13 protein-coding genes are annotated in these 16010 nt (G+C 64.5%); 6 read left to right on the forward strand and 7 right to left on the reverse strand.

Annotated features, from left to right (window positions below; translation table 11 throughout):
* Positions 1 to 10 precede the first annotated feature (10 nt).
* Together Cth01_RS07325 and Cth01_RS07330 are read right to left on the reverse strand one after the other, a co-directional pair.
* Positions 11 to 1681, reverse strand: a complete 1671-nt coding sequence (locus tag Cth01_RS07325) for an FAD-dependent oxidoreductase (protein ID WP_034377428.1) — start codon at positions 1679 to 1681, stop codon at positions 11 to 13.
* Between the two features lie 255 nt (positions 1682 to 1936).
* Positions 1937 to 2893 (reverse strand): MBL fold metallo-hydrolase, encoded by a 957-nt coding sequence (locus Cth01_RS07330; RefSeq protein ID WP_003068272.1) that lies wholly within the window; start codon positions 2891 to 2893, stop codon positions 1937 to 1939.
* A 147-nt stretch (positions 2894 to 3040) separates the two neighbouring features.
* Between Cth01_RS07330 and Cth01_RS07335 the strand changes: the two genes are divergently transcribed.
* The gene (locus Cth01_RS07335; RefSeq protein WP_034377373.1) at positions 3041 to 3868 is read left to right on the forward strand and encodes an IclR family transcriptional regulator; all 828 of its coding nucleotides are present in this window, start codon (positions 3041 to 3043) and stop codon (positions 3866 to 3868) included.
* A 3-nt stretch (positions 3869 to 3871) separates the two neighbouring features.
* On the opposite strand, the gene Cth01_RS07340 is transcribed toward Cth01_RS07335, so the two are convergent.
* Entirely contained in the window at positions 3872 to 4714 is an 843-nt protein-coding gene (locus Cth01_RS07340; RefSeq protein ID WP_233425123.1) for an IclR family transcriptional regulator, read from the reverse strand.
* A gap of 230 nt (positions 4715 to 4944) precedes the next feature.
* On the opposite strand from Cth01_RS07340, the gene Cth01_RS07345 reads away from it, so the two are divergent.
* The 3 genes from Cth01_RS07345 (at position 4945) to Cth01_RS07355 (ending at position 9783) form a co-directional block, all read left to right on the forward strand.
* Positions 4945 to 5931, forward strand: a complete 987-nt coding sequence (locus Cth01_RS07345; protein WP_034395931.1) for a Bug family tripartite tricarboxylate transporter substrate binding protein — start codon at positions 4945 to 4947, stop codon at positions 5929 to 5931.
* A 103-nt stretch (positions 5932 to 6034) separates the two neighbouring features.
* Entirely contained in the window at positions 6035 to 8386 is a 2352-nt protein-coding gene (locus Cth01_RS07350; RefSeq protein WP_045838836.1) for a cytochrome P450/oxidoreductase, read from the forward strand.
* A gap of 89 nt (positions 8387 to 8475) precedes the next feature.
* Positions 8476 to 9783, forward strand: coding sequence for a hypothetical protein (locus tag Cth01_RS07355; protein WP_045838837.1), 1308 nt, complete (start codon positions 8476 to 8478; stop codon positions 9781 to 9783).
* Between the two features lie 28 nt (positions 9784 to 9811).
* Here Cth01_RS07355 and Cth01_RS07360 read toward each other — a convergent pair whose 3' ends face one another.
* Positions 9812 to 10642, reverse strand: a complete 831-nt coding sequence (locus Cth01_RS07360; RefSeq protein ID WP_034377376.1) for an urease accessory protein UreD — start codon at positions 10640 to 10642, stop codon at positions 9812 to 9814.
* A 166-nt stretch (positions 10643 to 10808) separates the two neighbouring features.
* Between Cth01_RS07360 and Cth01_RS07365 the strand changes: the two genes are divergently transcribed.
* On the forward strand, positions 10809 to 11876 hold the full coding sequence (locus tag Cth01_RS07365) for a tripartite tricarboxylate transporter substrate binding protein (protein ID WP_229227759.1): 1068 nt from the start codon (positions 10809 to 10811) through the stop codon (positions 11874 to 11876).
* A 27-nt stretch (positions 11877 to 11903) separates the two neighbouring features.
* Positions 11904 to 12893, forward strand: coding sequence for a TauD/TfdA dioxygenase family protein (locus tag Cth01_RS07370; RefSeq protein WP_080747054.1), 990 nt, complete (start codon positions 11904 to 11906; stop codon positions 12891 to 12893).
* A 77-nt stretch (positions 12894 to 12970) separates the two neighbouring features.
* On the opposite strand, the gene urtE is transcribed toward Cth01_RS07370, so the two are convergent.
* From urtE to urtC, 3 genes are all read right to left on the reverse strand, one after another.
* Positions 12971 to 13663: an urea ABC transporter ATP-binding subunit UrtE gene (gene urtE, locus Cth01_RS07375; protein WP_034377378.1), complete on the reverse strand. Its 693-nt coding sequence runs from the start codon at positions 13661 to 13663 to the stop codon at positions 12971 to 12973.
* Between the two features lie 211 nt (positions 13664 to 13874).
* Positions 13875 to 14750, reverse strand: coding sequence for an urea ABC transporter ATP-binding protein UrtD (gene urtD / locus Cth01_RS07380; protein WP_034377379.1), 876 nt, complete (start codon positions 14748 to 14750; stop codon positions 13875 to 13877).
* A complete protein-coding gene (gene urtC, locus Cth01_RS07385) occupies positions 14747 to 15955 on the reverse strand; it encodes an urea ABC transporter permease subunit UrtC (protein WP_034377380.1) in 1209 nt (402 codons plus the stop codon). Before urtC ends, urtD begins: the two co-directional genes overlap by 4 nt.
* Between the last annotated feature and the right edge of the window lie 55 nt (positions 15956 to 16010).

Below are 16010 nucleotides of genomic sequence, written 5' to 3' on the forward strand. Positions count from 1 at the left end.
AGCCTTCATTTCAACCGCCGGCGCGCTGCAGCGCGGCACGCACGGCAGCCTCGTCGGGACGGCGCCAGCGCGCGCAGACATGCTGATCGGGGCGCAGCAGGTAACTGGTGCCGGGGCGCGCATCCAGGCGCTGCGCGGCCAGACCCTGGGCATCCAGCAGATCGGCTTGCGCGGCCCCGGCATCGCCCTCGGCGGCTATCGAGAGATTGAGCACACCGGTCAGCTCGCGCGCCCAGGCCGGCGTGGGGCCGAAATGCAGCAGCGTGAAGTCCGGGCCCAGGGCGCGCAGCAGCCAGGTGGTCTGGCTGTCGCCGGGACGGCGCATGGGCGCATCGCTGAGCACGGCGCCGGGCAGTTGCAAGCCTGCGAAGACCTCGCTGTCCGGCGTGTTGAGCGGCGAGTGATGCAGCGTGGCCGGCACCGACAGACGCCCGCTGTTGACGATGCGACGCGCAAACTCATGCTCGCGCGCCAGCTCCAGCGCCGCATCGCGAAACAGGCGGCTGATCTCGCTCTTGGGCGTGATGAAGTCGGTGGCGCGCGTGGAGTTGCGGATGTTCTCGTCGGCCGCGTATTCGCGCTCGGCGCCGTAGCTCGCGATCAGCGCAGAATCGGCCTGACCGCGCAGCACGCGGTCGAGCTTCCAGGCCAGGTTCTCGGCATCCTGCACGCCGCTGTTGGCGCCGCGTGCGCCGAAGGGCGAGACGCCATGCGCGCTGTCGCCCGCGAAGACCACGCGGCCGTGGACGAAGCGGTCCATGCGCAGGCAGGCAAAGGTGTAGACGCTGGCCCATTCGAGCTCGAAGTGCGCGTCCTTGCCCAGCAATGCGCGGATGCGCGGCAGGATGTTCTCGGGCTTTTTCTCCTCCTCGGGATCGGCCTCCCAGCCCAGCTGGAAGTCGATGCGCCAGACATCGTCAGGCTGGCGGTGCAGCAGCACGCTCTGGCCCGGATGGAACGGCGGATCGAACCAGAACCAGCGCTCGGTCGGGAAATCCGCATGCATCTTCACATCGGCAATCAGAAAACGGTCGCGGAAGATGCGGCCATGGCTTTCCTGGCCCAGCAGGCCGCGCAAGGGCGAGCGCGAGCCGTCGCAGGCCAGCACCCACTGGGCATCGATCCGGTACTCGCCCTCGGGCGTTTCCACTGTCAGCAGCGCACCATCGGCGCGCGGCGCCAGCGCCGTGACCTTGTTGTGCCAGCGCAGGTCGATCAGCGGCAACTGCAGGGCGCGCTCGACCAGATAGGCTTCGGCGTAGTACTGCTGCAGATTGATGAAGGCCGGGCGCTCGTGACCGGCTTCGGGCAGCAGATCGAACTGGTAGAGCGACTGATCCCTGGCAAACACCTTGCCCAGATTCCAGGAGACGCCCTTGTCCACCATGGGCTGACCCACGCCCAGGCGGTCCCAGATCTCCAGCGTGCGCTTGGAAAAGCAGATGGCGCGCGAGCCCGTGGACAGCTTGCAGTCGTTGTCGAGCACCACCACCGGCTGGCCGCGCTGGGCCAGATCGATGGCCAGAGACAGGCCCACGGGCCCGGCGCCGACCACCACCACGGGGTGGCGAGCCGGCGCATCGGCATCCTGGTCCGCATGACGCCGATAAGGAATCTGGATGGACTGGATGTCGGCGGCGCTGCCGCGCAGGGCGTCAAGAGAAATGGCGGTGGTGGACATGGCGTTCATCGGTGCGCAAACCTTGAAAAGCGTGGATCTGTTTCTTGGGGCAAAAGCCGCCCCTCCGGCTCTTTGCGACCGGATTCAAACTCTGTTTTTTTTAATAGCTGCTACCGCTCACCAGGCATTGAATTCAATGTTTTTTCTATTTGGATTCATTACAAATCAAGCGCAAGCAGCTCCTGTTTTAGATAGCTTTGCAGTAGACCGCCGCGCCTGCGCAAGAGACTGCCGGCTGGGCGGCCCAGGAGGCGATCAGCCTTCCAGCGCCAGCCACATCTCGCGGTCGCGCTCGGCAGTCCAGATGCGCGGGTCGGCGTGGCCCGATGCCTCGTCATAGGCACGTGTCACGTCAAACGGCATGCAGTGGTTGAAGATCACCCAATGGCCGTATTTGGGCTGCAGCTTGGCAAAGGCTGCCTCGTAGACCTTGCGCAAGTCCTGACGCGCATCGGCGCCGGCCTTGACCTCGGCCCACAGGTCGCTGATGAAATTGCGCGTGCCCGCCAGGCCGGCCTGCACTTCGGCCGCGTTCTGCAGCGCCGCACCGCGGCCGGGCACCAGCTTTTCGGGCTTGAGGGCGGCAATCGCATCCAGCGTCTGCGGCCAGTCCTGGAAATAGGCGTCGCCGGCATAGGGCGTGGCATCGAACTCGACCAGGTCGCCGCTGAACAGCACCTTCTCCTGTGGCAGCCAGACCACGGTATCGCCCTTGGTGTGGCCGCGGCCCAGCTGCAGGATCTGAACCTCGAGCTTGCCCAGCCACAGCGTCATCTTGCCGGTGAAGGTCATGGTCGGCCAGGTCATGCCATCGGGCACGCTCTCGACGTTCTGGAACAGGCGCGGAAAGCGGCCGATCTCGCTGGCCTTGTCCTGCTCGCCACGCTCGACGATGAGGTCGTAGGTGTCCTGGCTGGCAATGATGTGCTCGGCGCCATAGGCCGAGGCACCCAGCACGCGCACCGCGTGGTAATGCGACAGCGTGACGTATTTGATGGGCTTGTCCGTGACCTCGCGAATGCGGCGGATCACGTCCTCGGCCATGACGGGCGTGGCCTGGGTGTCGATGACCATCACGGCGTCGTCGCCAATGATGATGCCGGTGTTGGGGTCGCCTTCGGCCGTGTAGGCATAAGCATGTTCGGAGAGCTTGTCGAAGCTCACCTTCTTGACTTCAAGGTCGGCGGCGGAGGCAAAGGTCTTGGTGCTCATCGTTGCAATCTCTTCGTTTTAAACAAATGCATTCAGCTTTATCGAATTTCTGAATGCTAGATATAAATTCAACATTGCACAATCGATTTGTCATAGTGAAAAACCCTTGAGACTTTCCAGCCGCTTTTCCACCGTCACAATGCCGTCATGCCTCATGCCAACTCTTCTTCGACCGACGCCCGTTTGATGCTTGAATCCAGTGACGACGAACCCGCGCGCGCACCGCGCGGCATACAGAGCGTGGAAGTCGGCGGCCAGTTGCTCAAGGTGCTGGCGCGCACGGGCCGGCGCATGGCGCTCAAGGATCTGGCACGCGAGGCGGAGATGACGGCAGCCAAGGCCCACCCCTATCTGGTGAGTTTTTGCAAGCTGGGCCTGATGGAGCAGGATCGCGCCAGCGGCCACTACGGCCTGGGGCCGCTGGCCATTCAGATGGGACTCATCAGCCTGCAGCAGGCAGATCCCGTGCGCATGGCGATTGCCGAGCTGCCCGCCCTGGCGCAAGAGGTGGGCTACACCGTGTCGGTTTCCATGTGGAGCGGCCAGGGGCCGACCATCATCCGCGTCGAGGAAGGCCCGACCCATGTCTATGTGGCCATGCGCCACGGCACGCCGGCCTCCTTGCGCCATACAGCCACGGGCAAGATTTTTGCGGCTTTCGGCGACCCGGCCCGTATCGCACCGCTGCTGCAGGCCGAAGGCCACAGCCTGGACGAACCGGCGTTTGCCAAGGAACTGGACGCCATTCGCCGCAACCACCTGAGCGTGGTCGAAAACCAGTTGCTGTCGGGCGTAAGCGCGCTGGCGGTGCCGGTGTTCGACGGCTTCGGCCAACTGGTGCTGGCGATTGCCGCCATCGGCCCTTCGGTCACGCTGACGCTGGACCCCGCTGGTCTGCCGGCCCAGAAACTGCAGGCCCAGGCCCGTCAGCTATCCCTGCGCCTCGGAGCCCCGGCTGTGCTGACCGGGGCCTGAGACCTAGGCCCGGTAGCCCAGCGAAGCGCTGATACTGCGCGCCTCTTCGCATACAGCCTGGGCAATGCGGCCCTGCGGATCGGGGTCGAAGCCGCCGCTGGCCCCGAGCGCGCAGAGCACGGCCACCACATGACCGTTGTAGTCGAGCAAGGGCGCCGCAACGGCGCTGATGCCAGGCAGATTCAGGTCCCGGATCGCCGCACAGCCGACTGCGCGAATCTCGCTGCGCAGTTGCTCCAGAGGCTTGCTCGCATGCAGCAGACGGCGATGCTCGGGGCTGGCTGCCTCCAGCTCGCGCGCCAGCAGCGCCTCGACCTCGGGCTGCGGCTCCATGAAGGCAAAGAATGCCCGCCCCGTGGCCGACCACAGCATGGACATGACCGAACCCACACGCACATTGACGGTAATGGGCAGGCTGGGCTCTTCAAAGCGCACGATGGTGGGGCCCATATTGCCCATGACCGCGACAAAACTCGTGACCTGCAAGGACTCGCGCAGATGCTGCAGGGCCGGCTCGGACATGCGCACAGGATCGTTCTGGCGCATCGCAGCCAGGCCGATATGGATGGCCTCGCGTCCGAGCGCGTACTGGGTGCCACCACGATCCTGCTCCACCAGGCCCTCGGCCATGAGGCTGGCCAGATAGCGATGCACCTTGGCCGGACTTTCATCGACGGCAGCGCCGATGGCCGTGAGACTGGCGCGCCCGCCCAGCCCGGCCAGTGCCTTGAGCACGGCCAGACAGGTCTCTGCTGCCTGCACACGCTGGCGACGTTGATCCGGCTCTTGCCGGGCATTCTGCGACGCCACTCTTGCTGCGGGGCTGGCTGCTTGCCGCTTCGCCATCGCCAAAGTCTTCTTCTCGATTTTCATAGCTGGTTGCGCCTGTCTCGTAAGCCGTTGAAGACATTTTCACGCATGTCTCGTGCTGGCTCTCGGGTAATCCCTTGAAGCATATTTACGCTATGCGTATAAAAATTACGCAAAACTATTTCCGTATTAAAGCGGAATCGCAGGCGGAGTGAAGCTTGGTTAACCCGCAGGCAAACAACACCACAGCCCAGGAGACACCCTCAATGAAAAAACGCCTATTCACCGCCTCGGTTCTGGCCACCAGCATGCTCTGGCTGGCCGCAGCCCCTGGCACCGCCGTGGCCCAGGACAAGTACCCGAGCAAGAGCGTGCGCTGGATCGTTCCCTACGCCGCCGGCGGTGGCTCGGACTTCCTGGCCCGCACCATAGGCCAGGCCTGGGGCGCCCACGCCCATCAGCCCATCGTCGTGGACAACCGCCCGGGCGGCAACACAGCCATAGGCGCATCGGAGACCGCGCGCGCACCGGCCGACGGCTATACCGTGCTGTCGGCCGACAACGGCACGCTGATCTTCAACCCCGTGCTCTACAAGAGCCTGAGCTACAACCCCGGCAAGGACCTCACTCCCGTCACGCTCATGGGCCGCTTTCCCATGATTCTGGTGGCCGGCCCCGCCGAGAAGGCCAAGACCGCCAAGGAGTTCATTGCCGCCGCCAAGGCCAGTGCCGAGGGCGTGAACTACGGCTCCGCCGGTGCGGGCAGCCCCCATCACCTGGCCATGGAACTGCTGAAGTCCGAGGCCGGCCTCAAGCTCGCCCATGCGCCCTATCGCGGTGCGGCTCCGGCGCTGGCCGATGTGGCGGGCGGTCAGATTCCCGTGATGATGGTGGACTTGGCCGCCGGCGCCGGCTTCATCAAGGGCGGCAAGGTGCGCCCCCTGGCCGTGGCCAATGCAACGCGCCTGCCCCAGTTGCCCGATGTGCCCACCTTTGCCGAGCTGGGCCTGCCCGGCGTGCAGGCTGCGGCCCTGGTCGGCATGGTGGCCCCGGCCAAGACGCCGGCCACTGTCGTCACGGCGCTGAACAAGCAGGTGGTCACCGCCATCAACGAGCCTGCCGTCAAGCAAAAGCTCATCGACTTTGGCGTGGAGCCCGTGGGCAACACGCCCGAGCAGTTCCAGGCGCTGATCCACAGCGAAAGCACACGCTGGCAGAAGCTGATCAAGGATCTGAACATCACGCTGGACTGATTGCCCCGCTGATCCATGCCGCAGAGGCTGGCGGCAGGCCGCCTCTGCACTCTCGTCCGATGGCGCAAGCCATCTCCTGCCTCTTTGCGTTTGCGAGCGAGCCATGACCGTTTCCACCCCCAGCCGTTGCCCCATCGATCACAGCCAGTTCGGCAAGCCCACCGGCCAGAGCGGCCCTACGGGCTGCCCCATCAGCCACGGGGCCGCCGGCTTCGATCCCTTTGCCGACGGCTACCAGCAGGACCCGCCCGAGTATGTGCGCTGGGCACGCGAACAGGAGCCGGTGTTCTACAGCCCGCAGCTGGGCTACTGGGTGGTCACGCGCTTCGACGACATAAAGGCCATCTTCCGCGACAACCTGACCTTCAGCCCCTCGATCGCGCTGGAGAAGATCACGCCGACAGGCGATGAAGCCAATGCCGTGCTCGCCAGCTATGGCTTTGCGCTGAACCGCACCCTGGTCAACGAGGACGAGCCCGCCCACATGCCGCGCCGCCGCGCGCTGATGCAGCCCTTCACGCCCGAAGAGCTCAAGCACCACGAGCCCATGGTGCGCCGGCTGGCCCGCGAATATGTGGACCGTTTCATCGACGACGGCCGCGCCGATCTCGTCGACCAGATGTTGTGGGAAGTGCCGCTGACGGTGGCCATGCATTTCCTGGGCGTGCCCGCAGACGATATGGACACACTGCGCCAGTACAGCATTGCCCACACCGTCAACACCTGGGGACGCCCCCGGGCCGAGGAGCAGGTGGCCGTGGCCCATGCCGTGGGCAATTTCTGGCAGCACGCGGGCCGGATTCTCGACAAGATGCGCGCCGACCCCGATGCCGAAGGCTGGATGCAATACGGCATTCGCAAGCAGAAGGAACTGCCCGATGTTGTCACCGACTCCTATCTGCACTCCATGATGATGGCCGGCCTCGTCGCCGCGCACGAGACCACGGCCAACGCCACGGCCAATGCCGTCAAGCTGCTGCTGCAGCACCCCAAGGTCTGGCAGGAGATCTGCGCCGATCCCTCGCTGATCCCCAATGCCGTGGAGGAATGCCTGCGCCACAACGGCTCGGTAGCCGCCTGGCGGCGCCTGGCCACCAAGGATGTGGTGATCGGCGGCCAGGCCATTCCGGTCGGCAGCAAGCTGCTCATCGTCACCTCTTCGGCCAACCACGACGAGCAGCATTTTGTCGATGCCGACCTGTTCGACATCCACCGCGACAATGCCAGCGATCACCTGACCTTCGGCTACGGCTCCCACCAGTGCATGGGCAAGAATCTGGCCCGCATGGAAATGCAGATCTTCCTTGAAGAGTTCACGCGCCGCCTGCCTCATATGCAGCTGGCCGAGCAACGCTTCACCTATGTGCCCAACACCTCGTTCCGCGGCCCCGAACATCTGTGGGTGCAATGGGATGTGAGCCGCAACCCCGAGCGTGCCAACCCCGCCGTGCTGGCCGAACAACAGCCGGTGCGCATCGGCGAATCCTCGCAGGGCGGCGTCAGCCGCAGCATGCTGGTGGACAACACCGAGCTGATTGCGCAGGACGTGCTGCGCGTGCGCCTCAAGGCGCCCGACGGACGCGAGCTGCCACGCTGGACCCCGGGCTCGCATATCGACCTGCACTGCGGCGACACCGGCATCTCGCGCCAGTACTCGCTATGCGGTGATCCGCAGCAAGCCGATACCTACGAGATCGCCGTGCTGCGCGAGGAGCACAGCCGTGGCGGTTCGGCCTGGATACATGGGGCACTGCAGGCCGGCATGAAGGTGCAGATGCGCGGCCCGCGCAACCACTTCAGGCTCGACGAAGGCGCGCAGCAGCTGATTCTCGTCGCAGGCGGCATAGGTATCACGCCGGTTGCGGCCATGGCGGCTCGCGCCCAGGCCTTGGGCATCCCCTATGAAATCCACTACAGCTGCAGCCAGCGCGAGCGCATGGCGCTCCTGGATGCCTTGCAGGCAATGCATGGCGAGCGTCTGCAGATCTATGTGGGCGCGGAAGGCCGGCGCGCCGATTACGCGTCACTGCTGGCCGAGGTCAGGCCCGGCGCACAGATCTATGCCTGCGGTCCGCAGCGCATGCTCGACGGGCTGGCCGAGGCCAGTCGCCACTGGCCCGAGGACAGCCTGCGCGTGGAGCATTTCTCCAGCACCCTGGGGGCCCTCGACCCGGACAAGGAGCACGGCTTTGAAGTCGAGCTGCGCGAATCCGGCATCACGCTGCAGGTGCGCAATGACGAGACCCTGCTCGATACACTGCGCAGCGCCAATATCGATATCGAGAGCGACTGCCGCGAAGGCCTGTGTGGCTCCTGCGAGGTGCCGGTGCTGGAAGGCGATATCGATCATCGCGACATGGTGCTGACCCGTGCCGAGCGCACGGCCTGCACCAAGATGATGAGCTGCTGCTCGCGCGCCAGGACGCAGGAGTCCAGAATCGTTCTGGCGCTGTAGCGTCCCCGGCGAGCAGCCCCGGGCGGGTAGCCCCAGGCGGGCGGCTGCAGCCAGGCCATGCATGGCTTCTGCCTAGAATCACTGCCCATATGGGCCTGTTGCAAATACTGCTGATTCTTGTGTGGGCGCCGACTGCAGCGCTCATCGCCTTCATGGCCACCACCTGGCTGAGCCATGGCGCGCAAGCCATCTGGAGCGCCATGACTGGCACTCGCGCTGACGAGCGTTCGACCTGGCCGCTGGTGCTGGGCGGCGTCGCGGCCCTGGCGGGCATGGTGGGGGCAGTCATCACTTTTCCGAATCAGGCCGTCATTCGCCATGCGTTCGACAAGCTGCTGGGCTATGGCTCGACACGCGTAGAGATCACACTGCGCCAGGACGATGCCGTCACACGCCAGGCCCTGCTGGAGACGCTGCGCCCCTTCATGGAGATGGGCGGACGCGAGATCCGCTACCGCGTCTCCACGCGCCACGGCAGCTATACCGAGACCGACGAAGTGCCCAGCTACTACCGCTTTGCGGACGGGCGCCTGGAGATCGCCACAGGCGGCGTGGTCGGCAACGACAGACTGTCCGTGATGCAGCCCGGCTTCAAGGCACTGGCGCAATTTTCCACGGTCGACTCCATCGACGCCAGCGTGGCGGCCACCGTAAACCTGGACAAGGCACGGATAGCCGTGGAGATGCTGCCGCGCACGGCCATGCTGGTCCACCGCGACGCTGCCAAGGACTGGTCAAGTGTGCTGCGTCCCGCCGCCCCTGCCCGTTGCCACCTGGAGGTGCAGGCGCTGTTCTCCACGGATGCCTTCAGACTGCTCATGTTCGCGGGCCGGGCCTCGGGCGAGGTCGAGATCCACACCGGCCCCGATACCGCCCTGCGCGACACGCAGTACCAACTGGTCGGCATGGGACTGGTGCCGGGCAGCAACGGGCGCAGCGTCAAGGAACTGGAAACCGATGCCACCCGCATCTACGGCGTGCTGAGGCTGCTGCCGCCGGGCCTGAATCCCGATGTCATGGACTGCGATACCGCCCTGGGACGCATGAGCGACCCGGCCCTGGTTGCAGCCGCCATGCTGTCCACATTTCCCGGCCTGGAAGGACGCGTGAGCGGCATAGAGATCACGCCGTCAGCCTCCTTCTCGCCCTGGCACAACCGGGGCTGGACGGCCGTGCCGCCCGGCACACGCTCGCAAGGCGGAACGCGAGCCGAAGCAGGTACGCGCGCCTGCAGCCTGGAGCAGAACCGCCACACGCGCACCCTGATATCCATGGTCGAGGAGCACTGCACGGAACGCGAGCCGCAAAACGCCGGTGCCGCCTGCCCCCAGCTGCGCGAACGCCTGAACTGGACCCAGGCCGAGCTGGCCCGATGCAGAAAACAGCTGGTGCGTTGAAACGGGGCCTGGGCCCGTGCAACAGCGATCACATGGACCAGATTCTCGGCGTGCCGCCCTGCAAGCCCCAGAGTTCTTTTCTCCAAAAACTCCACACGGTTTTCCACAACATCATCACAGGCTCCACCACAGGTGATGCACAGCGCAGAACCAGCATGTTTTCATTGGGAGCGGTGACACCGCTCAACACCGCCGGAGCGGCCTTGGCAAGCAGCTCCTGCGTGCCTTCCAGCAAGGCTTCGCGCTGATGGCGCGCCATGGCTGAGCCGCTGGCAAAGATCAGACTGCCCAGGCAGCGATGCCTAGCCAGCCCCAGATCGCCGTTGAGCAGCAGCTCGTCCTGTGCATCGATCACGCCGCGCTCCAGGAAACGGCCCGGCCATTCGATGTGCTGTTCGAACCTGCCGGACTCATAGGGCTGGGCGGCCAACGGCAGACCCAGTGCCGTCACATCCCAGGTCAGCAGTTGCGCGTCTTCGGCGAGGTCGAACTCCAGCTGGTTGACGGCATCGCAGGCGTTGTAGGCAATCGCCTCCAGCGGCAGCCACTCCAGCCTCGCACCGGGGTCCAGACGCAGCCGGGTGCGCTGCATGGCCTGCTTCCCGTTGCTTTTGTAAAAGCGCGTGGCACCGGGCGTGGTGACCAGCGCATGCGCACCTTCTGCGACATGGACATCAATGTCCAGTACATCCCCACCCACCAGCCCGCCAGGCGGATGCACCAGCACGTTGTGACAGATGGCAGGCCCCTCGGGATACAGGCTTTTGAGGATGCGCAGCGGACCATCGTGCGTGAATTGCACCGAGGTCTTGCCAGCCTGCAGGAAATAGTTCAGCGCCAGTTGCGCATGCCAGGTCATTGTCTTTCTCGCCTCTTCAAGCAGGCCTGCCGTTCAGGCCGGGATAGCTCAGCTCTTTTGCTTACTAACTCATGAAAATTCATTCGTTGTTGTATCGCAGCAGCGCTTCTACAGTCTCTCGCACGCCAGCTTGTCAAGCATATGGCGATTGATTTCAGGAGCTTTCATGTCGGTCGCTACCGTAACGCATTCACGCCTGCATCGCACTCTGGCCCCGTGGCTGACATCGATGGCAGTGCTGTGCTGCACGCTGGCAACTGGCCCTGCTGCCGCGCAAGCCGGCGGCGCAGCGGCACAGGCCTGGAAGCCCAGCAAGTCCACGGAATTCATTGTCCCCAGCGGAGCCGGCGCGGCGCTGGATCAGGCGGCCCGCAAGCTCACCGAGCTGCTGGCACGCGATGGCCATGCACCGCAGTTCGTGGTCAGCAACAAGTCCGGCGCGCATGCGATCGCCGCGCTGGAAAGCCTGCACCGCCACCCTGGCGACGCCCATACGCTGATGACGCTGAGCACCAGCTACGGCAACAGCCTGGCGCAGAATGCCCTGCCCGCACACCTTCAGAAAGGCACGCCGCTGGTGACCTTGCTGCGCGAGTTCACCACCGTGGTCGTGCGTGCGGATTCGCCGCTGCGCAATGCCCAGGACCTGATCGCCCAGCTGCGCAAGGACCCCGAGAAATACTCCATAGGCATTGCCACCACACTGGGCAATCACATCCATCTGGGCGTGGCCCAGCCCTTGCAGCAGGGCGGCGTGAATATCCAGAAGCTGCGCATCGTCCCCTACAAATCCTCCGCCGAATCCATGGTGGCGCTGGCAGGCGGCCATCTCGATGTGGTTTCGGCCACCACGCCGAACCTGCTGCCCTATCTGCAGTCGGGCCGCGTGCGCGTGCTGGCGATTGCCGCCGACAAGCGGCTTGAAGGCGTGTTCGCTCAGTCGCCCACCTGGAAGGAGCAGGGCATCGACTATGTCAGCGATTCGTTTCAGGGCGTGATGACGGCACCCGGTGCCAGCACCGCGCAACAGGCGTATTGGGTGAATGCGCTGCGCAAGGTTTCCGAAACCCGGGAATGGAAGGAGTTTGTGGCGCTGAACCAGTGGGAGCCCATCTTCCTCGGCCCGCAGGACACGGCTCGCGCACTGCATGCCCAGGTCGAACGCAGCCATGCTCTGCTGAACGAACTCGGCCTGCTGCCGCCCAGCGCCTCCCGTATTGCCCAGGCGCGTTGAAGCCCCGCTTTCATCAGGAAAAATCCCATGAACATGCCCCTGCCCCACGCTCCGCTGCAGCATCTGGACCAGCGTCTGAGCTCTGCCAACCACATCACTCCACACATCCGCATCACGCCGCAGTCGGCGCATATCGGCGCTCTGATCAGCGGCGTCAATCTGAAGCAGGCCTTGAGTGCCGCCGAGGTGCACACCATCCGCTCGGCATTGCTGCGCTGGAAGGTGGTCTTCTTTCGCGACCAGCACCTCAGCCACGAGCAGCAGATCGCTTTTTCGCGCCAGTTTGGCGAGCTCACGCCCGGCCACCCCGTCTTCGGTCATGTCGAAGGCTTTCCCGAGCTGTATTCGATTGCCAAGCACCGCAAGGCCAACCGCCATAGCGGCCAGGCCGAACATCGCCCCTGGACCGGCTGGCATGCCGATGTGACGGCAGCCCACAACCCGCCTGCCGCATCGATTCTGCGCGGCGTGACGATTCCGCCCTATGGCGGCGACACGCAATGGACCAATCTGGCAGCTGCCTACGAAGCGCTCTCCAGACCGCTGCAGGCCTTTTTGCAGGGCCTGCGTGGCGAGCACCGCTTCAGCGCCCCACAGGGAGCCACGGCATCGCAGGAATATCTGGATCTGGTGCGCGACAACACCCTGATCAGCGAACACCCGCTGGTCACCATTCATCCCGAGACCGGCGAGAAGGTGCTCTACATCAGCCCCGGCTTTCTCAAGTCCATCGTGGAACTCAATACTCGCGAATCGCGCGTGCTGCTGGAGCTGCTCTGGGAGCATGCCGTGAGCAGCGAGTTCACCGTGCGCTTCAAGTGGGAACCCGGCTCGCTGGCCTTCTGGGACAACCGCTCCACGGCCCATGTGGCACCACAGGATATCTTTGCGCTGGAGTTCGATCGCCAGCTCTACCGCACCACGCTGGTGGGCGAAGTCCCCCAGGGCGCGGACGGCCGCGCCAGCACTGCCATACAGGGCAATCCGGTGCTGGCCGCGCACGGCGCAGCGTATTGACGAAATGAGTTGTCCTCCGGGCATGGCCTGAGGCTTTGAGGTGCCGCTTGCGGCACCTTTTTTTCTTCGCCCGATATTCAAATCGCCACCAGCGAGCGCACATTCTTCTGCTGCATCTCGCTGCCCGGGCCCGACGCGATCACCTCGCCGCGCTCCATCACCACATAGTGATCGGCCAGCTCCTCGGCAAAGTCGTAGTACTGCTCGCACAGCAGGATGGCCATGTCGCCGCGATTGGCCAGCATGCGGATCACGCGGCCGATGTCCTTGATGATGCTGGGCTGTATGCCCTCGGTGGGCTCATCCAGGATCAGGATCTTGGGCTGCGGCGCCAGCGCGCGCGCAATGGCCAGCTGCTGCTGCTGACCGCCCGAGAGATCGCCGCCACGGCGGTGCAGCATCTGCCCCAGCACTGGGAACAGCTCGTACAGCTCGCCCGGAATCCGGGTGCCTGCCGAACAATAGGACAGACCCATGCGCAGATTGTCTTCCACCGACAGGCGCGAGAAGATTTCGCGCCCCTGGGGCACATAGCCGATGCCGCTGCGCGCGCGCTCATAGGGCGTCCTGCGCGCGATATCGCGGCCCTGCCATTCAATGCCGCCGCTTCTGATGGGAACCAGCCCCATCAGGCTTTTGAGCAAGGTGGTCTTGCCCACGCCGTTGCGGCCCAGCAGCACCGTTACCTTGCCGATCTCGGCCGTGAAATTCACGTCCCGCAGGATGTGCGAGCCGCCGTAATACTGATGCAGGTTCTGAACTTTAAGCATTTTCGACCTCTAGCGCTTACACAGCAAGCGCAAGCAGCTATCTAATTTGACTATCTGCGGAGCGCATGACGCTTGAAACTGGCGCTGCCCAATCAAAGAGACAGCGAGGAAGCGCCGCCGAGCACCGAAGCTGTCGCCCCCCTCCCTTAGCGCGAAGCGCGTAGAGAGAGGGGGAAGGCGCGGGGCCGCCCAGGCGAAGCGTCTCAGGGGGTTACCTCCCAAGGTACACCTCGATCACGCGCTCGTCAGCCTGCACCTCGGCCAGCGTTCCCTCGGCCAGTACCGAGCCATCGCAAAGCACCGTGACCTTCTCGCTGATGGTGTCGATAAAGCTCATGTCGTGCTCCACCACCATCAGCGAATGCTTGCCCTTGAGCGTCAGAAACAGCTCGGCCGTGCGCACGGTTTCCTCGTCGGTCATGCCGGCCACAGGCTCGTCGAGCAGCAGCAGCTTGGGCTCCTGCACCAGCAGCATGCCGATCTCCAGCCACTGCTTCTGTCCGTGACTGAGCAGCCCGGCTTGGCGCGTTACGCTGCCTGCCAGGTGAATGGTGTGCAGCACCTCGGCAATGCGGTCCTTCTGCGCGCCGCTGAGCTTGAACAGCATGGAGGAGGCAATGCCCTTGTGGGTCTTGAGCGCCAGCTCCAGGTTCTCGAACACGCTGAGCTGCTCGAACACTGTGGGCTTCTGGAACTTGCGGCCAATGCCCATGGCCGCTATCTCGGGCTCCTTGTAGCGCAGCAGATCGATGGTGGAGCCGAAGAACACCGTGCCGCTGTCGGGCCGGGTCTTGCCGGTGATGATGTCCATCATCGTTGTCTTGCCAGCGCCATTGGGACCGATGATGCAGCGCAGCTCGCCGGGCGCGATATCGAGACTCAGACCGTTGATGGCCTTGAAGCCGTCGAAGCTCACATGCACGTCTTCGAGATAGAGGATGCGGCCATGGGTCACATCCACTTCGCCGGCCACCACGGGGCGCGCCAGACTGGCGTTGCGACCACCGGATTCGGTGCGCAGCGCGGCTTCGCGCTGCTGGTAGGAAGCCAGGCGCTGCTCGCCGTCCTGCATCAGATCGGGGGTCATGCGCGCACTCCTTCGATGGCATCGGCAGAAGCCGGTTCGGCAGCGGTTTTGGCAGCTGCGGCTGCAGTCTGGTTCAACGGTGCCTTGACCTGGGCCTTGCGCTTCTCACGCCACTGGCGAAGCTGCTGCGGCAGGCGAATCAGTCCTCCCGGCATGAACAGCGTCACGACGATGAACAACGCACCCAGCACGTACAGCCAGTATTCGGGGGCGGCCACGGTAAGCCAGCTCTTGCCGCCATTGACGGCAAACGCGCCGATGATGGGGCCGACCAGCGAGGCACGTCCGCCCACGGCCGTCCACACCGCCATTTCGATGGAATTGCCCACGCTCATCTCGCTGGGGTTGATGATGCCCACCTGGGGCACATAGAGCGCACCCGCCAGGCCGCACATCATGGCCGAGATGACCCAGATCGACAGCTTGTAGGGCAGCGGGTTGTAGCCGCAGAACATGGTGCGCGATTCGGCGTCGCGCACGGCCTGCAGCACACGACCGTACTTGCTTCGTATCAGCCAGCGCGAGAACAGAAAGCAGCCCAGCAATGCCAGCCCCGACAGCGCGAACAGCAGCACATGCATGGCTTGCGAGTTGACGGAAAAACCCAGCAGGGTCTTGAAGCCCGTGAAGCCGTTGTTGCCGCCGAAACCGGTCTCGTTGCGGAAGAACAGCAGCATGGCGGCGTAGGTCAGGGCCTGGGTGATGATGGAGAAATACACGCCCTTGATGCGCGAGCGAAAGGCGAAGTAGCCGAACAGCCCGCCGATCAGGCCCGGCACCAGAAACACCAGCAGCACGGTGGCGGCAAAGCTGCCCGACAGCGCCCAATGCCAGGGCAGTTCCTTCCAGTCCAGAAAACCCATGAAGGCGGGCAATGCATCGGGGCCTGCGCCCTCGCGCATCAGGTACATGCCCATCACATAGCCGCCCAGTGCGAAGAACAGACCGTGCCCCAGGCTCAGGATGCCGGTATAGCCCCAGATCAGGTCAATCGCCAGCGCGCAGATGGCATAGCACATGAACTTGCCCAGCAGGCCGAGCATGTAGTCGGACAAGTGCAGCGCACTGTCCTCGGGCACCCACAGATTGAGTGCGGGAGCCACGGCGCAGACCATGGTCAGGGCCAGCAGAAATGCCGTCCAGCCCTTGGCGGATAGCAGCGGCGCGGGCTTGGGCAGTTCGATGGATATGGATTGGGTTGTCATGTCAGTTTTCCCTCATGTCGAGCAAGGCACATGGCCTGCGCAACTGGCGCGGCCC

Origin of the sequence: Comamonas thiooxydans (genome assembly GCF_000964545.1) — a bacterium.
Taxonomy (GTDB): domain Bacteria; phylum Pseudomonadota; class Gammaproteobacteria; order Burkholderiales; family Burkholderiaceae_C; genus Comamonas; species Comamonas thiooxydans.